Source organism: Kribbella sp. NBC_00709 (assembly GCF_036226565.1).
Taxonomy (GTDB): Bacteria; Actinomycetota; Actinomycetes; order Propionibacteriales; family Kribbellaceae; genus Kribbella.
Genome location: NZ_CP108996.1, coordinates 3,628,860 through 3,648,114 on the forward strand (window position 1 = coordinate 3,628,860; position 19,255 = coordinate 3,648,114).

The 19,255-nt window shown below is 68.0% G+C and carries 20 protein-coding genes and 1 riboswitch; of the genes, 10 read left to right on the forward strand and 10 right to left on the reverse strand.

Annotation, left to right across the window (positions count from 1 at the left end):
• Window positions 1–17 precede the first annotated feature (17 nt).
• Window positions 18–1,091: a phosphoribosylformylglycinamidine cyclo-ligase gene (gene purM, locus OHA18_RS17875; protein WP_329005242.1), complete on the forward strand. Its 1,074-nt coding sequence runs from the start codon at window positions 18–20 to the stop codon at window positions 1,089–1,091.
• A 149-nt stretch (window positions 1,092–1,240) separates the two neighbouring features.
• Here purM and OHA18_RS17880 read toward each other — a convergent pair whose 3' ends face one another.
• The 3 genes from OHA18_RS17880 to OHA18_RS17890 all read right to left on the reverse strand — a co-directional run bounded on the left by OHA18_RS17880 (window position 1,241) and on the right by OHA18_RS17890 (window position 3,365).
• Entirely contained in the window at window positions 1,241–1,426 is a 186-nt protein-coding gene (locus OHA18_RS17880) for a DUF3073 domain-containing protein (RefSeq protein ID WP_131293116.1), read from the reverse strand.
• A gap of 204 nt (window positions 1,427–1,630) precedes the next feature.
• Window positions 1,631–2,440 (reverse strand): ABC transporter permease, encoded by an 810-nt coding sequence (locus OHA18_RS17885; RefSeq protein ID WP_329005243.1) that lies wholly within the window; start codon window positions 2,438–2,440, stop codon window positions 1,631–1,633.
• 25 nt (window positions 2,441–2,465) lie between these two features.
• The gene (locus tag OHA18_RS17890; protein WP_329005244.1) at window positions 2,466–3,365 is read right to left on the reverse strand and encodes an ABC transporter ATP-binding protein; all 900 of its coding nucleotides are present in this window, start codon (window positions 3,363–3,365) and stop codon (window positions 2,466–2,468) included.
• Between the two features lie 142 nt (window positions 3,366–3,507).
• Here OHA18_RS17890 and OHA18_RS17895 point away from each other — a divergent pair, with 142 nt between their 5' ends.
• Together OHA18_RS17895 and OHA18_RS17900 are read left to right on the forward strand one after the other, a co-directional pair.
• Window positions 3,508–4,698 (forward strand): sensor histidine kinase, encoded by a 1,191-nt coding sequence (locus OHA18_RS17895; protein WP_329005245.1) that lies wholly within the window; start codon window positions 3,508–3,510, stop codon window positions 4,696–4,698.
• Window positions 4,695–5,351 (forward strand): response regulator transcription factor, encoded by a 657-nt coding sequence (locus OHA18_RS17900; protein WP_329005246.1) that lies wholly within the window; start codon window positions 4,695–4,697, stop codon window positions 5,349–5,351. The genes OHA18_RS17895 and OHA18_RS17900 overlap by 4 nt, the downstream gene beginning before the upstream one ends.
• 136 nt (window positions 5,352–5,487) lie before the next feature.
• Here OHA18_RS17900 and OHA18_RS17905 read toward each other — a convergent pair whose 3' ends face one another.
• Window positions 5,488–6,336, reverse strand: coding sequence for a C40 family peptidase (locus OHA18_RS17905; RefSeq protein WP_329005247.1), 849 nt, complete (start codon window positions 6,334–6,336; stop codon window positions 5,488–5,490).
• Window positions 6,336–6,503, reverse strand: a riboswitch (cyclic di-AMP (ydaO/yuaA leader). (Overlaps the previous gene by 1 nt.)
• Before the next feature lie 295 nt (window positions 6,504–6,798).
• The gene (locus tag OHA18_RS17910) at window positions 6,799–7,755 is read right to left on the reverse strand and encodes a pyridoxal-phosphate dependent enzyme (protein ID WP_329005248.1); all 957 of its coding nucleotides are present in this window, start codon (window positions 7,753–7,755) and stop codon (window positions 6,799–6,801) included.
• 99 nt (window positions 7,756–7,854) lie between these two features.
• Here OHA18_RS17910 and OHA18_RS17915 point away from each other — a divergent pair, with 99 nt between their 5' ends.
• Entirely contained in the window at window positions 7,855–8,217 is a 363-nt protein-coding gene (locus OHA18_RS17915) for a YciI family protein (protein ID WP_329005249.1), read from the forward strand.
• A 62-nt stretch (window positions 8,218–8,279) separates the two neighbouring features.
• On the opposite strand, the gene OHA18_RS17920 is transcribed toward OHA18_RS17915, so the two are convergent.
• Both OHA18_RS17920 and OHA18_RS17925 read right to left on the reverse strand, forming a co-directional pair.
• The gene (locus OHA18_RS17920; protein ID WP_134121754.1) at window positions 8,280–8,465 is read right to left on the reverse strand and encodes a YegP family protein; all 186 of its coding nucleotides are present in this window, start codon (window positions 8,463–8,465) and stop codon (window positions 8,280–8,282) included.
• 156 nt (window positions 8,466–8,621) lie between these two features.
• Window positions 8,622–9,284: a TetR/AcrR family transcriptional regulator gene (locus OHA18_RS17925; RefSeq protein WP_329005250.1), complete on the reverse strand. Its 663-nt coding sequence runs from the start codon at window positions 9,282–9,284 to the stop codon at window positions 8,622–8,624.
• A 92-nt stretch (window positions 9,285–9,376) separates the two neighbouring features.
• Here OHA18_RS17925 and OHA18_RS17930 point away from each other — a divergent pair, with 92 nt between their 5' ends.
• From OHA18_RS17930 to OHA18_RS17940, 3 genes are all read left to right on the forward strand, one after another.
• Complete coding sequence (locus OHA18_RS17930; protein ID WP_329005251.1) at window positions 9,377–10,801, forward strand: DHA2 family efflux MFS transporter permease subunit; 1,425 nt, start codon at window positions 9,377–9,379, stop codon at window positions 10,799–10,801.
• A gap of 233 nt (window positions 10,802–11,034) precedes the next feature.
• Window positions 11,035–12,114: a serine hydrolase domain-containing protein gene (locus tag OHA18_RS17935; protein WP_329005252.1), complete on the forward strand. Its 1,080-nt coding sequence runs from the start codon at window positions 11,035–11,037 to the stop codon at window positions 12,112–12,114.
• A 121-nt stretch (window positions 12,115–12,235) separates the two neighbouring features.
• Complete coding sequence (locus tag OHA18_RS17940) at window positions 12,236–12,724, forward strand: GNAT family N-acetyltransferase (RefSeq protein ID WP_329005253.1); 489 nt, start codon at window positions 12,236–12,238, stop codon at window positions 12,722–12,724.
• On the opposite strand, the gene OHA18_RS17945 is transcribed toward OHA18_RS17940, so the two are convergent.
• Together OHA18_RS17945 and OHA18_RS17950 are read right to left on the reverse strand one after the other, a co-directional pair.
• Complete coding sequence (locus OHA18_RS17945; protein WP_329005254.1) at window positions 12,659–13,891, reverse strand: hypothetical protein; 1,233 nt, start codon at window positions 13,889–13,891, stop codon at window positions 12,659–12,661. The two genes, OHA18_RS17940 and OHA18_RS17945, sit on opposite strands and share 66 nt — an antisense overlap.
• The gene (locus OHA18_RS17950; protein ID WP_329005255.1) at window positions 13,888–15,015 is read right to left on the reverse strand and encodes a hypothetical protein; all 1,128 of its coding nucleotides are present in this window, start codon (window positions 15,013–15,015) and stop codon (window positions 13,888–13,890) included. The genes OHA18_RS17945 and OHA18_RS17950 overlap by 4 nt, the downstream gene beginning before the upstream one ends.
• Window positions 15,016–15,351: 336 nt before the next feature.
• Between OHA18_RS17950 and OHA18_RS17955 the strand changes: the two genes are divergently transcribed.
• Window positions 15,352–16,089 (forward strand): phosphotransferase family protein, encoded by a 738-nt coding sequence (locus OHA18_RS17955; RefSeq protein ID WP_329005256.1) that lies wholly within the window; start codon window positions 15,352–15,354, stop codon window positions 16,087–16,089.
• A 5-nt stretch (window positions 16,090–16,094) separates the two neighbouring features.
• On the opposite strand, the gene OHA18_RS17960 is transcribed toward OHA18_RS17955, so the two are convergent.
• Entirely contained in the window at window positions 16,095–16,898 is an 804-nt protein-coding gene (locus OHA18_RS17960; RefSeq protein WP_329005257.1) for an aminoglycoside adenylyltransferase domain-containing protein, read from the reverse strand.
• Window positions 16,899–17,028: 130 nt separating this feature from the next.
• Between OHA18_RS17960 and OHA18_RS17965 the strand changes: the two genes are divergently transcribed.
• Together OHA18_RS17965 and OHA18_RS17970 are read left to right on the forward strand one after the other, a co-directional pair.
• Window positions 17,029–18,231, forward strand: coding sequence for an aminotransferase-like domain-containing protein (locus OHA18_RS17965; protein WP_329005258.1), 1,203 nt, complete (start codon window positions 17,029–17,031; stop codon window positions 18,229–18,231).
• A 94-nt stretch (window positions 18,232–18,325) separates the two neighbouring features.
• Window positions 18,326–18,844, forward strand: coding sequence for a GNAT family N-acetyltransferase (locus OHA18_RS17970; protein ID WP_329005259.1), 519 nt, complete (start codon window positions 18,326–18,328; stop codon window positions 18,842–18,844).
• Window positions 18,845–19,255: the final 411 nt, after the last annotated feature.

Genomic DNA, 19,255 nt, shown 5'->3' on the forward strand with positions numbered 1-19,255 from the left:
GTACCGAGGAGAAGAACGTGAGCGAAGGCGCGAGCTACGCGTCCGCCGGGGTCGACATCGAGGCCGGTGACCGGGCCGTCGAGCTGATGAAGGAGTGGGTGGCGAAGGCGACCCGCCCCGAGGTGGTCGGTGGGCTGGGCGGGTTCGCCGGCCTGTTCGACGCGACCGCCCTGACGTCGTACCGGCGGCCGCTGCTGGCGACGTCGACGGACGGGATCGGGACCAAGGTCGCGATCGCGCAGAAGCTGGACAGGCACGACACGATCGGGTTCGACCTGGTCGGGATGGTCGTCGACGACCTGGTCGTGTGCGGCGCCGAGCCGCTGTTCATGACCGACTACATCTGCACCGGCAAGGTGGTGCCGGAGACGATCGCGCAGATCGTGAAGGGCATCGCCGAGGCGTGTGTCGAGGCCGGTACGGCGCTGGTCGGCGGCGAGACCGCGGAACACCCGGGCCTGCTGAAGGCCGACGAGTACGACGTGGCGGGCGCGGCGACCGGGGTCGTCGAGGCCGACGAGGTGCTCGGCGCGGAGCGGGTGCGCGCGGGCGACGTCGTACTGGCGATGGCGTCGTCGGGACTGCACTCGAACGGGTACAGCCTGGTCCGGCACGTCTTCTTCGAGCGCGCCAAGTGGACCCTGGACCGCGAGGTGCCGGAGCTCGGTGCGACGCTGGGCGAGGTGCTGCTGACGCCGACCCGCGTGTATGCCAAGCACTGCCTGGAGCTGATCCAGGAGCTGAACGACGCGGACGAGCGGCCGCTGCACGCGATGTCGCACATCACCGGGGGCGGCTTCGCGGCGAATCTGGCGCGGGTCATCCCCGACCAGCTGTCGGTCCGGATCGACCGGTCGACCTGGACACCGGCGCCGATCTTCGGACTCGTCGGACTGCTGGGCGACGTAGCGCTGCCGGAGCTGGAGAAGACGCTGAACATGGGCGCCGGCATGGTCGCAGTACTCGACCCGTCGGTCGCCGACGCGGCGATCCAGGCGCTGGCCGCCCGCGACATCCCCGCGTGGGTGTGCGGCGAAGTCACCGCGGCCCCAGGCGGCACCGTCGCGCTGGAAGGCGCCTACGCCAAGTAGCCCGGCGGCCAAGTAGCCCGGCACCGGTCGAGCAGTCCTTCAGGTACGACGGACTGCTCGACATGGTGCTGGTGTGGTGAAACTCGTCGGGCGCACGGTGAGCTGCCCAGAGCACCAGGGTGCGCTGAGCAGCTCAGCCGGGCTAATGCTTACCGACGGGGGTGGTAGTCGTCGGCGTCGTCACCGTCGCCGTCGTTGTCACCGTTTGCAGAACGGTCGCCACCCTGGTCACCGGACAGCTCACGCTTGAGCTGGTCCAAGTCGGTGTCCCAGGTGCGGTACTTCAGGTCGCGTGCGACCTTCGTCTGCTTGGCCTTTGCACGGCCGCGCCCCATAGCGTCGACCCCCTCGCACAAGTCAACCGGGTACGCTGCGTGGCGCCCACGGATCAGTCGTCAGTAATCGTGGTTCAAGGATACCCGGAGCGGAGGATCGACACACGCACCGCCCCCGGCCCGGACCCCGGAGAGGTCCGATCACAGCATCGGCGGGGCGGGCCGGTCCCCTCAAACCGGCCCGCCCCACCGCGTCCGACCCCGTTACTTGACCTCGCGACGTGAGCTTGCCCACAGTCCGACGATGGTCGGCAGGACGATCCAGACCCCTACCGCGGTCAGCGTCTCGGGCACCATCCCGTGCAGGTCACGCTCCGCGATCCGGCCGAGTGCCCCGAACACGTCCAGGTAGTTCGCGTTGTCCTTGAACAGCGCCGGGCCGGCCAGCGACCACGCGGTCGGCGCGATGAAGTACGCCAGGATCGCGACCGCGGTCTGCGGGATCACCGCACCGAACGCGGCACCCATCACGACGTTCAGCGCCACCGTCAGGTAGGCCCCGGCGAGTTGCCCGCCGAGTCCGGCGTACGACGACGCGTGGTCGGTGATCCCACCGGCGAGCGCGGTGCTCGCGAGCGCCAGCACGACCACTCCGGTCATCACGACCGCACTCAGCACGACGGCGGAGACGAACTTGGCCAGCTGCACGCGGACCCGGCGCGGCGACAGAGTGAACGTGGTCAGCGCGGTCCGCTGCGTCCACTCCGACGTCATCGCCATCACGCCGATCACGGGCAGCAGAAGCATCACTCCGGTGGAGGCAGCGCCGAGGAAGCCGTCGAAGCCGGCTGCTCCCAGCGGCAGGTGAGTGATCTGCCAGGTCAGGGCGGCCAGCGCGATCAGCAGGATCGCGGCGATCAGCACGCGGCCGCTGCGGGTGTTGACGGATTTGCGTAGTTCGATTGCAACTAGTTTCAGGAAGGACTGCCCGCGGGCAGGCGGCAAGGCGGTCGCAACCTCGGCGCGGTGTTTGGCCGGCGCGGTGGTCGGGACATCTTCGGTCACGGTGGTCATAGCGATGCTCCAGAAGTAGGTGTGATCAGGCGGCCAGGGCGGCAGGCTGCGACGGCTGGGCGGTCAGCTGGAAGAACAGGTCCTCCAGGCCGGCGCCGTCGCTCTGGCGGAGTTCGATCAGGATCTGACCGGCAGCGGCGGCGGCCCGCCCGACCTGCTCGGCGGTGGCGTCGACGCGCAGCGAGCCATCGGTGAGCGGCTCGAGGTCCAGGCCGGCCGCGGTCAGGGCCTGGTTCAGGCCGATCGGGTCGAGGCCGCGGACGAGGGTGCCGGTCCCGGCCAGCAGTTCGTCCAGGGAGCCGTTGGCGACGATCCGGCCGCCGCCGATGACGACCAGGCGGTCGACGGTCGCCTGCACCTCACCGAGCAGGTGGCTGGACAGGATCACCGTGCCGCCACGGGCGGCGAAGTCCTGCAGCAGCCCGCGCATCCACCGGATGCCCTCCGGGTCCATCCCGTTGGCAGGCTCGTCGAGGATCAGTACGGCGGGGTCGCCGAGCAGCGCGCTGGCGATGCCGAGCCGCTGGCGCATGCCGAGCGAGTACTGACCGACGCGGCGCTTCGCGGCGTGGCTGAGGCCGACCGCCTCGAGCATCTCGTCGGCGCGGGCCTTCGGCACCCCGAGCAGGCTCGCGTTCAGCAGCAGCGTCTCGCGGCCGGTGCGGCCCGGGTGCTGCGCGGCGGCGTCCAGCATGACCCCGACGACCCGGCCGGGGTTCGGCAGGTCGGCGTACCGCTTGCCGGTGATGGTGGCGGTGCCGGAGCTCGGCGGCGTGAGGCCGGTGAGCATCCGCAGCGTGGTGGACTTGCCGGCGCCGTTCGGGCCGAGGAAGCCGGTGATGCTGCCCGGCTGGACGGTGAACGACACGTCCTGGACAGCCGTGGTGCTGCCGTACCGCTTGGTCAGGTTCTCGACGGTGATCATGACATCGAGTCAACCGTCCAGGACCCCTGCTCCACATCGGACGAGCGGCTGCAACCACCCCCTACGAAAGTTGTCCGGGACGGCCCGGAACCCACCCGGAAGAGGGACGTGATCGCGTCGACCGTCCAACTACAGTGACGGAATGCGACGGTTGCGCCGGTGGTACGCCTGGTGGGTCAGGCATGCCCCGCGCCTGCGCGACTTCCTGTACCTCGGCTTCAGCCTGCTCACGATCGTCGCCCAGGCCGCGTCCGGTGGCGGCGGGTGGGGACCCAAGGACTGGTACGTCCTCGGTGCCGGCATCGTCGCCTCGGTCGCGCTGCTCTGGCGCCGGCGGTTCCCGGTGACGGTCACCGCGATCACCGTCGTCGCGATGCTGACGGGTGGGATCTTCGTCCCGATGGGGCTGGCCCTGCTGACGTTGTCGATCCGTCGCCGCGACCTGGCGCTGGCGATCCTCGGTCTCGCGTCGTACGCCGCCTACGTCCTGAACACCTGGGGTGGCAAGGGATCGATCTGGGTGCCCATATTCACCGGGCCGTTCCTGGTCGGGACGTGGGTCGCGATCGGCGCGTACGTCGGCGCCCGCCGGGACCTGATGGCGTCGCTGCGGGACCGGGCCGAGCGCGCCGAGGCCGAGCGTGAGCTGCGGAGCGAGCAGGCCCGGCTGGGCGAGCGGGCCCGGATCGCCCAGGAGATGCACGACGTCCTCGCGCACAAGGTCTCGCTGATCGCGCTGCACGCGGGCGGCCTCGAGGTGAACCCGGCCGTCGGCGCGGACAAGGTCGAAGGTTCGGCCAAGCTGATCCGCGAGACCGCGCGGCAGGCGATGGAGGACCTCCGCGAGGTTCTCGGCGTACTGCGGTCCGACGTCAGCGTCGCGGGCGCCGATCTGGCCCCGGTGCCGCAGGCCGCGGATCTGGAGCGGCTGATCGAGGCATCCCGGGACGCGGGGGTGACCGTCGGGTACGACGTTGCGCTGCCGGGCGACGTACCGGACTCGATCGGGCGGACCGTCTATCGGCTGGTGCAGGAGTCGCTGACCAATGTGCACAAGCACGCCCGCGGCGCCGCGACCGACGTACGGGTGCATGGCGCCCGGGGCGAGGGTGTGACGGTCAGGGTGACGAACTTGCGACCGGTGGCTGCTGGTTCACTGCTGCCTGGCGCCGGTGCGGGCCTGGTGGGCCTGCGAGAGCGGGTGCAGCTGGCCGGCGGGCGGCTGACGACCGGGCCGACCGTAGAAGGCGGCTGGCGGGTCGAAGCCTGGCTGCCGTGGGACGACCGTCGGCAGGAAGCCGAGCCTGTGTTCGTGGACGAAGGAGAACGATGACGCGGCTGCTGATCGTGGACGACGAGGCGCTGGTGCGGGCCGGGCTGAAGATGATCCTCGAGTCCGACGACGAGCTCGAGGTGGTCGCCGAGGCCGAGGACGGCGCCGACGCCGCGACGATGGTCAAGGAGCACCGGCCGGACGTCGTGCTGATGGACATCCGGATGCCGCGGCTGGACGGCCTGGCCGCGACCCGTGAGGTGCAGGCGCTGCCGGATCCGCCGAAGATCGTCGTACTGACGACGTTCGACCTGGACGACTACGTGTTCCGCGCCTTGCAGGCGGGGGCCAGTGGGTTCCTGCTCAAGGACACGCCGCCGCGCGAGCTGGTGCAGGCGATCAAGGTCGTCGCGGCCGGGGACGCGATGCTGTCGCCGGCGGTGACCAGGCGGCTGATCGGGCACTTCGCCGGGGACCCGCGGACGGACCGGCGGCGGGCCGCGCGGGAGCGGATCACCAAGCTGACCGAGCGGGAGCGCGAGGTGCTGGTCGAGGTCGGCCGCGGCCTGCAGAACGCCGACATCGGCCGGAAGCTCTTCATGAGCGAGGCCACCGTGAAGGCCCACGTCTCCCGGGCGCTCGTGAAGCTCGACGCCACCAACCGGGTCCAGGTCGCGATCCTGGCCTACGAAGCCGGTCTGCTGGACGACTGAAGAGGAAACCGGCCCGGCCGTCGGAGGGGTGGGGGATCGACGGCTCGAGCCGGTTTCAGTGGTCAGCGAGCCTGGGGGGATAGGACGCTGACGACCGACGGCACCCGATGGGGGGAGGGCGCCGACCGGTCAGGACTCAGATATGGCCGAAGGCCACGCTGCTGGTCCAGATCTTCGCCTTGGCAACCGGACGTCCCGGCTTGGAGGCGTGCCACAGCATGTTCCCGCCGGCGTAGATGCCGACGTGGTACACGCCGCCGCCACCGTTGCGGAAGAACACGAGGTCACCCGGCTTGGCGGCCTTGCGGCTGATGTGCTTGGTCGCGCTGTACTGCTGGCGCGCCGTCCTCGGCAGCTTGTGGCCGGCCTTCTTGTACACGAAGCCGGTGTAGCCGGAGCAGTCGAAACCGCGTGTGGTCGTGCCACCGTAGCGGTACGGCGTGCCCTTGAGCTTGGCCGCCTCCCGGAGCACCTTGGCCCGGAACGTGGTGGTGCCGCTGGAGGCGCCGTACTTGCCGTAGAGCACCTTGTGCTTGGCGGCCCAGGTGAGCCGGCCCCAGGTGTTCTTGTCCATGTAGCCGGTGGCCTTCAGACCCCAGGAGGTCTGGAACTTCTTCAGCACCCGGACGGTGCTGGTGCCGAAGTAGCCGTCCGGCCCCAGGTGCAGGGCGCGCTGGACGTACTTGACCGTCGGGCCGGAGTCGCGGAACCGGAGCAACGGCCGGCTCGGGATGCTCATGTGGCCGCGCTGCTGAGCAGCGGTCATGGTGGCCGCCGAGGCAGTCGCCGGGGTGGTGCTGATGCTGAGGGCGGCTCCACCGCCGACAGCGAGGCCGACCGAGAGGACGGCGGCCGCGGCGCGAGGCGTCGCGGGCTTGCTGGTGTTTCTACGGTGCTTCGCCAGGGTCCGGCCGGTAGGCCGGTCGGTACTGGCAAGCTGGCTGACGGCGCGCGTAAGCGACGTCCGTCGGGCAGTGACGGGCATGGTTGTCTCCCGACGCCTGTGAAGTTAGCTGTCGGGTTCGGGCTGGGATTCATAGCCCGGTCCGCTCCCGCGGACTTCACCCCAGGGCTTCGACCACTCACGGTCGAGACCCAACTTCCTGGGTTCCCCACCCCTGCCATGTCATTCGAGGGGAGCACATGGGCCCTGGCAGGGCTCGGCGTTGACCCGTGTGCGGTTCGTGTTGTTTACCGAACCGCCGACGACTGTATAACAGAACGATCACGACGCAAACCCTCAGATCCACAAAGTCCCTCCCGAATGGCTCTGAGGGGGCTTCTGACGGATCAACGAGCCTGGGTGAACACCAGGTGTCCTGAGCGCATCTGAGCGGGGCGCAGGCGGCGAATGTGGACTCCGATGTGACCTCGGTCACAACCAATGGTGGCTATCTGTGACAACGGGCACAGAGGGTGGTCAGGGCACCCTAAAGTTCTTGCGGATTCAGCTATTTCCGAGCAGCTCGCGGAACCGCTCCAGGCCAACATTCCCGCCTGAAAGCACCACTCCGACGCGCTCGGGCAGCCCGTGGATCCGTCCGGCCAGCAACGCGGCCAGCGCGCTCGCTCCGCTCGGCTCGAGCACGATCTTCAGTCGCTCGAACGCGAACGCCATCGCGGCCACGATCTCCTCGTCGCTGACCAACTCGAACGACTCCACCAGTCGCTGGTTCACCGTGAAGGTCAGTTCGCCGGGCGTCGAGATCGCCTGCCCGTCCGCGATCGTCCGCGGTACGGCGATCTCCACCCGCTCGCCCGCGGCCAGCGAGCGGGCGTGATCGTCGCCGGCGGCCGGCTCGACCCCGATCATCCGGATCCCCGGACACATCAGCGTCGCCGCGGTCGCGCAGCCGGCCATCAGCCCACCACCACCGACTGGAATCAGCAGCGCGCCGAGGTGCCCGACCTCTTCGAGCAGTTCGAGCGCGACCGTCCCCTGCCCGGCCATCACATCCCAGTGGTCGTACGGCGGGATCAGCGTGCGCCCGCGCTCCGACGCCAGTTCCGTGGCCAGCGCGGTCCGATCCTGTGTGTACCGGTCGTACGTCACCACCTCGGCGCCGTACCCGCGGGTGGCAGCGACCTTCGTCGGCGGCGCATCGGCGGGCATCAGGATGACCGCGCTCGTCCCCGCGAGCCGTGCCGCGAGCGCGACTGCCTGCGCGTGGTTGCCGGACGAGTACGCCGCGACGCCGGCGTGGAGCTGCTCCGGGGAGAGCCGGCTGATCGCGTTGTACGCGCCCCGGAACTTGAATGCACCGATCCGCTGGAAGTTCTCCGCCTTCAGGAACACCTCGGCGCCGACGCGTTCGTCGAGGGTTCGTGAGGTGAGAACCGGCGTACGGTGTGCGACACCCTTCAGGCGCTCAGCGGCGGCCCGGACATCTGTGAGACTCAGCACGATCAGACGTTATCCGCGGGCGATGTCAAAGTGCGCCTGCCCGCTCCGTACTGAGGACGAGAGGCGCCCAATCCGGGGGCCACGGGTGAAGGAGACACCGTGAAGTACCTACTGGTCCTGAACATCAACCCCGACGTGCTGGCCGCGCTGTCCGACGAGGAGCAGCAGGCCATCGGCACCGGGCACCAGAAGTTCATCGACACGATCAAGGCGTCGGGCGAGTTCCACAGCACCGTCGCCCTGCAGCAGCCGGCGCAGTCCGCGGTCGTCACGGTCCGGGGTGGCCTCCCGGCCGTGACCGACGGGCCGTTCGTGGAGTCGAAGGAGTTCCTCGGCGGCTACTACCTGGTCGACGTGGCGTCCCGGGAGCGCGCCTGCGAGCTGGCCGCGATGATCCCGGACGCGGGGATCGACGGCCTCGGCGTCGAGGTTCGCGGGGTCGAGTTCGCGGACGGTCTCTGACCACTTCCAAGCGAAGGGGGTTCTCCACAGACTGTGGAGAACCCCCTTGTTTGCTTGACGTTTCAGTCGGTCTGGTCGTCGACCTTCGCGTCGGCTGCGTTCTTCTTGATCGACTCGATGCCGTTCTCGGCTGCGGCCTTGGTCTTGTAGCTCTCGCTGCTGGTCGCGATGATCTCGCCGTTGCCGGCCTTCAGACGAAACCGGAACTCGCCGGACTTGTCCTTGTACAGCTCGAACTTCCCCGCCATCGATGTACCTCCATAGAGAGTGGTGTCGCTTTCGGAGCGTAGTCCTCTCCGGACCGTGGTGGGGTGTGTACACGCGGACCTGCGCGCATGCACAACCCGCGCGCGGGCGGCCATTCGGCCCAATAATGAGAGGTTGTGCCTGCGCAGGGGACCACTTCAGTCGCGTACGCCTCGGATTCCGGCGACGACAAGGTCGAGGCCGATGTCGTAGTACCGGTCCCGGGACTCCGGGCAGATCAGGGCGCCGGCGGCGGAGGTGATCAGCGGGTAGCGCTCGGGGGACAGGGCGCCGAGGGATGCCCGCTTCCGCCGCAGGGACGCCTCGCGGGCCTCCGGGTCGTTCACCTCGCGGGCGATCGGGTCGGTGGTCACCAGTGAGATCAGCGAGCAGATCGCCTGCCGGCCGACCTCGGCCGCGTCGTCGGGGGTGAATCCGCCTTCGACCAGCAGTGTCAGCGCCCGCTCGGCCAGCGCCAGCCCGGGCTCGGCGATCAGGATCCGGCTCAGCGTCAGGTCCGCCAGCCGCGGGTGACCGCGCAAAGCGGTCACGAACGCGGTCAGCACCGCGTGCAACTGCTTGTCCCACCGCTCGTCGGTCGGCTCCGGCAGTACGACGTCCGCCAGTAGCCGGTCGCCCAGCGCGGCCAGCAGGTCGTCCTTGTCCTTGAAGTGCCGGTACAGCGCCATCGGTGTGACGTCGTGCTGCGCGGCCAGCTTCCGGAACGAGACCGCGGCCGGTCCTTCGTCGTCGGCGATGGTCAGGGCGCTGTCGACGACCTTCTCCGGATCGAGGCGGCGGGGGGTCTCTTTGGTGATCACGTTGACAAGTCTACACCGTAGACCTACTGTCTACTCCGTAAGCTTACGGCGTATACATACAGCGTAGACTCTCAGGCGAATGAGGTAAGGCAATGCGACGCAGCCCTTGGGCCACCCTGGCGGTGCTGGCTCTAGCGCAGTTCATCGTGGTGCTCGACGTGACGATCGTGAACGTCGCGCTGCCCCACATCCAGGCGGACCTGCACTTCTCCGCCGACTCCCTGCAGTGGGTCATCAACGCGTACACACTGCTCTTCGGCGGCTTCCTGCTGCTCGGTGGGCGGATGGCCGACCTGCTCGGGCCACGCCGGGTGTTCACCGCGGGCCTGGTGCTGTTCGGCGCGACCAGCCTCGTCGCCGGGCTCTCCAACTCGCCCGAGTTCCTGATCGGTGCCCGTGCGGTCCAGGGCCTCGGCGGAGCGCTGCTGTCACCCGCAGCGTTGGCCATCCTGACCATGACGTTCGCCCACGGCCGCGAGCGGAACATCGCTATGGGCGTGTGGGGCGGTCTCGCCGGTCTGGGCGGCACGCTCGGGGTCGTCGCGGGCGGCGTACTCGTGGACTCGCTCAGCTGGCAATGGGTCTTCTTCGTGAACGTGCCGATCGTGATCGCGCTGATCGCCCTCATCCCCGTGTTCGTCCCGGACATGCGGCACTCGACGGGTCGCCGTACGTTCGACACGCTCGGCGCGGTGCTCGGCACGGCCGGGTTGATGTCGGTCGTGTACGGCGTCGTGCGGTCAGAACCGGCCGGGTGGGGATCGTTCGAGGTGGTCGGCGTACTGACTGCCGGTGTGCTGATGCTGGCGGCGTTCGTCGTCGTGGAATCGCGGTCGGCTGCTCCGCTGGTGCCGCTGCGACTGTTCCGGTCACGGGCGCTGAGTGTGTCGGGTGCTTCGCTGGCGTTGAACGGCGCCGGCTTCCTGTCCATGTTCTTCTTGACTGCTATCTACCTGCAGCAGGTGCGCGGCGACAGTGCGCTCGAGGCGGGCGTGCACTTCCTGCCGATGGGGGGCGCGGCGATCGTCGGTGCGGTGCTGGCGTCCCAGTTGGTGCAGCGGCTCGGCACTCGGACCGTCCAGCTCGGCGGTGCGGTCCTCAGCCTCGCCGGACTGCTCCTTCTGTCGCAGGCTGACGCCACTGGTAGCTACAGCTCGCAGCTGCTGCCCGGTCTGATCATTTTCGGCTTCGGCATCATCGGGGTCGGCGTACCGGGTCAGATCAACGCTGTCTCTGAGGTGCGGCCCGTTGAGGCCGGTGCGGCGTCCGGTGTGGTCAATGCGATGTACCAGGTCGGTGGCGCGCTGGGTCTGGCGATTGTCACCACGCTCTCCATCAGCCACACCACCCACGAGCTCACTCACGGCGCCACTCAGCTGCAGGCGCTCCAGTCAGGGTACGAGCGTGGCTTGCTGGCGGCTGCCGCCTTCGCCGTGGCCAACGTGCTGCTGACCTTGGCCACCCCGCAGCTGCAGCCGACATCGGAGCAGCTCGCCGAGGCAACTGCCGCAGCATAAGTTGCTTGAGGCAACGTCTGGCCAGATCGCTGTGGTTGCCTGCAACCACTGACCTGGCCAGACTGCCGCAATACAAGGGATCGGTGGCCTACTTGCTGAATTCGGGGGTTACCACTGAGCAGCTTGATGGATTGGTCGGTCGGCTCACGGGGTGAATCCCGGGGCGATCCCCGATGTCTGTGTGGTCCGTGGCCGGAAGGGTTAGGGGCTCGGACAGACAAGAGGAGATCGGGATGCTGGTTCGGGGAATGGTTGCACTGGTGACGGCCGCGGTGGCGGCGATGGTGCCCGGGGTTGCGATGGCTTCGCCGTCGCGGGGGGATCTGCAGAAGGACCTCGACGGGGTGGCGGCGATCGGGGCGCTCGCCGAAGTACGCAACGGAGCGCAGGTCTGGCGGGGCAGCAGTGGCGTCGCGGAGCTGGGGACCACGCACAAGGTCCCGGTAGCCGGCCGTTTCCGGGCCGGGAGCATCACCAAGACGTTTGTTTCCACCGTCGTACTGCAGTTGGTTGCCGAAGGACGGATCCGGCTCGACGACTCGGTGGAGCATTGGCTGCCGGGCGTCGTACCGAACGGCGAGAACATCACGGTGCGCGAATTGCTCAACCACACCAGCGGTTTGTACGACTACAAGAACACGTTGCCGATGCCGCCGAGTGAGGAGTTCTACGCTCTCCAGTTCCGGACCTGGACCGCGACCGAGCAGATCCAGCGGGCGCTCGCGAATCCGCCGGTGTTCAAGAAGCCGGGTTCGCAGTACGACTACTCGAACACCAACTATCTACTGGTCGGCGAGATCATCAAGAAGGTGACCGGCCGGACGTACGCCGAGGAGATCGAGCGCCGCATCATCCGCCCGCTGGGACTGCACGGTACGACGATGCCCGGCGCATCGGTGCGGATCCCGGGACCGCATCCGCACGGATATGTGCCGAAGGACGGCGGGCAGCTCGACTTCACCGAGATGAACCCGACCCTGTTCGGTGCCGGCGGCGACATCATCTCGACGACCCACGACCTCAACCGGTTCTTCGCCGCCCTGCTCGGCGGCCACTTGCTCCCGGCGCGACTGCTCGCCGAGATGAAGCAGGCCGGAACCGAGCACGGCACCTACGGACTCGGTTTGTCCTGGCATGACACCGCCTGCCATGTCCGTGTCTACGGCAACGACGGCGACGCACTCGCCTACCAGGCCTACTCGTTCTCCACCGCCGACACCCGCCGCCAGGCAACCGTCGCCGTCACCCCACACCTGCCCACCAACCCGGACGCCACCGTCGACACCTTCCTCGACAAGGCGTTCTGCTCGTGACTCGTTGACCGTAATTACGGCCTGCAAATGTGAGATTGTCCGGCAATCGGTTTGGCGTTCGGGTGAAACGGCGACACTGGGATGGATGCGTTGCTGCCGTCGACCGAGGGGGTCCGGGACCTTGGAACTCGCCACGCTCGATACCGACGACTGGCCCGTCGCCCGGGAGGTCCGCCTCCGGGCGCTGAAGGATTCCCCGTCGGCGTACATCTCGGAGTACGAAGACGAGGTGGCCGTCGGCGAGGACGGATGGCGAGAACGCTTCACCCGGATGCGCTGGGCCGTCGCCCGCCACCAGGCACGGATCATCGGTCTGGCGAGTTCCGTCCGCGTCGACGGCCGGCCGCCGTACGAGCGGCACGTCGAGTCGGTGTGGGTCGATCCGCGGCACCGCCGTACCGGGGTGCTGCGGGCGATCTTCGGGCATCTGTCCGACGTCGAGCCCGATGTCACCGAGTGGCGGGTGTGGGTGCTGGACACCAACACCGTCGCCCGCCACGTGTACGACCGGCTCGGATTCAGCCCGACCGGCGAATGCCAACCGCTAGCCGACGGCTCCGGTCGGCTGGAAATTCGTCTGCGGTTCGACGCGCCGCGGCGACCGGGCTGACAGGCCGTAACCACAAGAGGCCCACGTCTGTAGACCGAGCTCGGCCAGCGCGTCGCGGTCGGAGAGCTCCGACGTGTACCGCCAGAGCACCTGCTCCCAGCGCAGCTCGTCTTCCTGCCATTTGTCGATGAAGTTCACGCAAAGCCCGGGGCTGATGCTCGCGGCCCGGTTCTTCGCGGTGAGCAGGGACTCGTGCGCATCCAGCATCTTCAGATAGTCGACCGGGTTCGCCGACGGCTGGGCGTCGGACAGCGCCGCAATCGTCTCCTCGATCGTCTCCAGCCGGATCTCGGTGAATTCTCGCCACAGGCTCTCGCGGCTCGCGGCCGCCAGCTGTTCTTTGAAGGTCCAGTCCGGCGTGCTCTCGAAGAGCGCGTACAGACCCTCGGCCAGCAGATCGCCGAACTCCTCGCGATCCGCGCGTCCCGGATCCGCGAACGGCGCGTACTTCTCCTGCCGGACCTCGCCGATCCTCGGCAACGACCGCTCGGCCGCGTGCCGGGCGAAGAAGAGCCAGTCCTCGTTGTAGACGTCGGCGAAGAACGACAACCCCGGATGCTGCAGGTTGACGCCGAGAGCCGCGCCGCTGACGAACACGTCCTGCTTGAATCCGGCGAGCCGGCGCGCGTGACAAACCACCGAGTTGTCCGGGAAGTACCGACTGACCATCGAGGCGACCGGGTGCCGGTCGAGAGTCCCGGACAGCCGGTCGACATCCCAGGGATTGAACTGGCTGATGTCGTCGTCGACGAACAGGATCTTGTTCCAGCCGCGCATCCGGCCGAGCAGCAGGCCGATGTTCCGCTTGGCGCTGAGGTCGCTGGACCGGCCGGCGGAGGCCATCTTGAACTCCGGGCCGGACGTCAGCGGAGCGTCGTACGGAAGTTTGTAGTTGTCAGGCACCTCGACGACGAGTGCTCTGGCGCCGAACGTCCTTTCCACCCGGCGCACGACCTGCCCGACCTGTGCCTGCCGGCTGCACAGGATGACGAGCGGCACGGACATCGTCGCGGACAGCGTGATGACGTCCTGCAGGGCCGATGCCGGCCGGGCGGCCGGGACGACGATGGCGTCCAGCCCGCTGCGCGCGGCCGGCGCCGCACTGGCGGCGGAAACGTCGCGCAACAGCGACGCGTGAGATTGGCCGTGCTTGAGCTGACGGCTCATTCGTCCTCCTCCTCGGGGGACCACTCGTAGAGGCGGTTCTCCGGGATTTCCAGGTCTGGGGTGATGGCCTCGCCGTTGATGACTGGCACACGCAGGAGCAGACCGAAGATGCCGCCCGGGTACCGGTTCGCGAGGTAGGCCTCGTTGCGTTCACGGACGGCGTCGTCGGTGAGGGTCCGTACTGCGCCGAGGACACCGCGGCTGTAGACGCCATTGCAGATGGTGATGGTTCGACTGTGGTTGAACGGATTGCGCAACCGGGCGAGAAGGGCGACGTCCTCGACGAGCTCGCGCGGAGTCTCGCCCTTCCAGGCATCCTGGGCCTGGACCGCCTCGAGCTCCGCCTTCGACGGTGCGTCCGCATCGGCGTCCTTGAGTTCTTCCCACAAGGGCCGGTACTCGCGGCCGTCGCGCGATCGGAAGATCTCCCCGTCGGCGAGGTCCGCGACGGACATCTGCCGGATCGGCAGTTGGTCGAGTACTCGCAGCAGGCGACCGGCGACCTGGTTCCAGGCGATGCCGCCGAGCAGGATGAGGTGACCGGACAGGTGGTCCGCGTTCACCTCAGAAGGAATCTGGTGTCGCGTGCGGAGCTCCGGGTTGGAAGCGCGTACGTGGCCCCACATCTCGATCAGTGCGTCGAGGTCGGCGTATCTGTACAACCTGGTGTAGTTCGGATTGTCCTCGGCCGCGAGCGGAGAGCGCCCCTCCGCCGGGGCTTCCGGGCAGATCAGCGTGATCGGCCCGGACTCGAAGTCGAACGTGTACGACCCACTGACAGGTGACGGGTCGGCTTGATGACGAACTGAGTCCCGCAACGCGATCAGCTCGCGCTGGAGAGTGTTGAAGCGCTCCCGCTCCGCCGCGTTCAGGTCCTGCTCCCGCGGCAACCGCGTGGTGCCTTCCGGTACGACGGACTTCGCGAACAGCAGCGCGTACGACCGCAGGCGCTCTTCCGGCGGAAGTTTCGGGTTGCCTTGTGACTCCCACGAGCTGATCGTCGCCACCGCGACCCGCGACTCGGAACTGAGCGCGCGCGACAGATCCTTCTGGGTCAGTCGCTGCGACTCCCGGAGCTCCCGAAGCCTCCTGGCGAGTCGTACGGCCTCTGGTGAGGGGGCCACTGTCACTCCCGAAATCTGGTCAGCCAACGACGGGTGTCCCGGATCCGGCTGATCCTATACCCGCTCTACTCGACTCCACTGACTACATCTGAACTTCGGACCGAAGATCTTCCGGATCCCCCGCACGCTCAGATTCGTCGACTCCTTGCGTTTCCCCGATCACAGTCCGCACTCAACAGACCGTAGTACACCTTCGCTCTACCGTAGTACCGAACTCGACCTGAATCCAACTGAACCCGCATAATACGTCGAAATACTCCGTCCTTTGCTGACTGCTCGTGACGGCGCACGTGATAATCCAGTGACGTCGGTGGTCTTACCCGCCATGATGACGCGGTGGAAGAGGTCCAGGTCGTCGTTGCCCATAGCGAACGAGCGACGCTGCGGGTCGGTGACGTGTTTCTGAAGATCGACTCTGATCAGGCGAACATCGACGTCGAGGTCGAGGCGATGGCTCTCGCGCCGATCCCGACCCCGCAGATCCTGTGGCGCAAGCCGCCCGTGCTCGCGATCGCCGCCGTCCCGGGAACCGCACTCGGCGTGCTCGGCGAGCCTTCGCCCGCGTCGCCGGCAGCGTGGGCCGCCGCCGGTGCAGCGATCCGGGCGCTGCACGATGCGCCGCTCCCGCCATGGCCCGGCGGAAACCTCGACGACATCACAGCGCACCTTGACGGCGAATGTGACTGGCTCATCTCGAGCGGCGTCCTTCCCAAGGAGCTGGTCACGCGCAATCGCGAGGTTGCCGAGGCTGCGCTCCGGCCGTGGACACCGGTGTTCATCCACGGCGACCTGCAGATCACGCATGTCTTCGTCGACGGTGACAAGGTCACCGGCGTGATCGACTGGTCCGAGGCGAGCCAGGGCGATGCCCTGTTCGACCTCGCGATCTTGACCCTCGGACACGAGGAGCACCTCGCCGACGTCATCGCCGGGTACGGCGCCGACGTCGACCTCGACGTGATCCGTGGATGGTGGTCGCTGCGAAGCCTCGGCGCATCCCGCTGGCTTGTCGAACACGGCTTCGACCCGAACTCGCCGGGCTGCGAGTTCGACGTACTGCGATCCCGCATGTAGCTGGATCAGGTGCCGGCCACAGATCTGCCGGTGCCGCTTTCCACGACGTACGCCAGGAAGTCCCGGACGTCTGCGAGCAGTTCGGCCTGGTCGGCGTACCCGGATGTGCCGGTGGCCTCGCGGAGATGCAGGCCTTCTGTCAGCACACGGTGCCAGCGCTCGTCGTAGTGCGTCAGCGCCCAGCGGCCGGCGCGCGACTTGGCTGTCATCTCGCCGGTGACCAAGAGGTGATGCAATCGCACGGAGGCGAGGATGCAGTGCGCAAGCAGATAGTCGCGCTCCTTCTTGTCTGCCGGAAGATCGGCAGGAGTCGCCCGCGCCAGGCCTTCGGCGTTGCGGCGCCAGTAGGTATCGAGGTTGCCCACCGTGTAGTCACGCAGCGCTTGCTTGTCGGTCCAGATCTCGAGCGTGGACAAGTCCGGCCCGGCAACCGTGACCCCACCCTGCGCCAGTTCGTGCCAAACAATCATCCACGACGGCGAGGCGATCACCTCGAGCTTGCCGGTGAACATCATCTCCGGAACCTCCGGCACCGTACGCGGGTCGCTCGCCAGGTCTGCCGCAAGCAGGTGCGGCCCGTCGAACCGAGTCTTGGAGTACGCCGCCATCTGCGCGTGGACGCCTCGCAGCGCCTCCACCTCGACCGCGTCCGGCCGATGCGCGAGCGTCGCAACGAAGTCGACATCGGACTGCGACGGCGCCCACTCCCCAAAGGCCAACCCGCCATGGAGATAGAGCCCGGTCACGAGTTCGCGATCTACCAGCGAAAGGAAGCGATCGCACAGATCCTGAACGAGCTCTGGGAGCATTCCACGTTCTCCTATCTCAAGTGGCCGACTCCAGTGAACAGACGCAAGCCCCGACCCAAGAGTTCGCGCCGGGCGACCGCATCGTGAAATTCCCGGGCTGAAGGAACGAGTCTTCGTAGGCTGAGCAGCTATGACGACCCCAGCCGAGGTCGGCGCTGCCGCCGTACCTGCTCTTGCAGCCCGTACTGCCGATGTGGGTGGGTCTCCGGTTCGGGACATCCTGGCGCTGACCGCACGCCCCGAGGTCATCTCGTTCGCGGGCGGTCTGCCCGCCCCGGAGCTTTTCGACACGGACGGCATCCGCGCGGCGTACGACGCCGTACTGCGCGAGTCGCCGCGGCAGGTCCTGCAGTACTCGACCACCGAGGGCGACCCGTCACTGCGCGCGGCCGTCGCCGCCCGGCTCACCATGCGAGGGCTGCCGACCGACGGCGATGACCTGCTGATTACCGGCGGCTCGCAGCAGGGCCTGTCATTGCTGGCGTCGGCCCTGCTGGAGCCTGGCGATTCCGTCCTGGTCGAGGACCCGACGTACCTGGCCGCGCTGCAGTGCTTCGGACTTGCGGGAGCACGGATCATTCCGGTCCCCACCGATGCGGACGGCATCCTGCCGGAGGCACTGGACGCGCTGGTCGCAACGGAACGACCCAAGCTGCTGTACCTGGTGCCCAACTTCCAGAACCCGACCGGCCGCACGCTGCCACTCGAACGCCGGCAAGCAGTCGCGGAGGTGGCGGCACGGCGCGGGTTGTGGATCGTTGAAGACGACCCGTACGGCGAACTCCGCTTCAGCGGCCAACCGGTGCAGTGGATCGCGGGCTGCGCCGGGGCAGAGGACCGCACGGTCCTGCTGAGCAGCTTCTCCAAGGTGATGGCCCCCGGGCTGCGCCTCGGCTGGCTGCGCGGTCCGGCCGAACTCCGACGCGCATGCGTGATCGCCAAGCAGGCCGCCGACCTACACACGTCAACAGTCGACCAGGCCGCCGCGGCCCGCTACCTAGCCGACTGCGACCTCGACGCCCACCTCACCACCGTCCGCAACGCCTACCGCCAACGCCGCGACGCCCTCCTCACCGGCCTGCCCAACGCATTGCCACCTGGCAGTACCTGGAACCACCCCGAAGGCGGCATGTTCCTCTGGGCCCACCTCCCCACCGGCCACAACGCAACCGCCCTACTCCACCGAGCAATAACCCACAACGTCGCCTTCGTCCCCGGCGCCCCTTTCTTTGCCGGCGAAGCCGACCCGACGACGATGCGCCTCTCCTTCACCACCCACACCCCTAGCGAGATCGCCGAAGGCCTAACCCGCCTAGCGAAGGCCTTCAACTGAAGCCAGACAAGTCCACGTCGACGCGATCAGGTACGCCGCGGTGCTGGCGTAAATGGTTGGTCTGGCGGGGCCACCGGGGCCGAGGATGACTGCGATGACTACTACTTGCCCTCGAGCGGTTCGCTTCGTCGAGATGACCGGTACTGCGCTGAGCGCGTTGCTGGCCGACGACCGTCCCGCCGCGCAGACCGAGCTCGGCTTCCCACTCGGCGACGAGTTCCTCACTGACCGGGCCAAGTGGCTCTGGCAGTACCGCCTCGATCAGCTGACCAGGGATCCCAGCACCTTCGGGTGGCTCGTCAAGCTCGTCGTGGCCGACGGGATCGTGGTCGGCTATGCCGGTTTCCACGGTCCACCGGACGCGGCCGGCATGGTGGAGATCGGCTATACGGTCGACCCGCCGTACCGGCGACAAGGTTTCGCCAAGGCGATCGTGTCCGCCCTCCTGGAGCGTGCGGCAACCGAACCCGCAGTACGGACCGTGCGGGCCACAATCAGCCCCACCAACCAGGCATCGCTGGCCACCATCGCCGGCTTCGGCTTCGTCGAGAACGGCGAACAGTGGGATGAGGAGGACGGCCTGGAACTCATCTTCGACCGTCCCAGCCCCTGACCCGAACGCGCCTCGCAGCATCAGCGACCACCGTCTGTCGCGCGATCCCGACCGCTTCTCCGCGCCACCACGGCCTGCCTAGCATTGACTAGCACTCCTAGGCAGGTCCGACAAGCGGCCCGGCTTCGTACTCGACTTGGCCCAGCGAAGACGCTTGATCAGCTCGCGGAGCTGATTGCCAGCAGGCGTTGCGGTACTGGTTGCGGTCATCGCGGGAGATCGGCGGATCTCGGACGGAGATCCACTTCGTGCTCGCCGTGATGCGGGTGGTCGCGCGATGAGCGCGTGCTGCGGGCGGTAGTCCGCCGATGCCGCGGTAGCGGCAGGATTGCCGGTGATTCGCCGGAAGGTGGGTGGGAGCTTGTGGAGTGGGTGCGCTGAGGAGCGGAGCGACGAAGGAAGCGGTCGCGG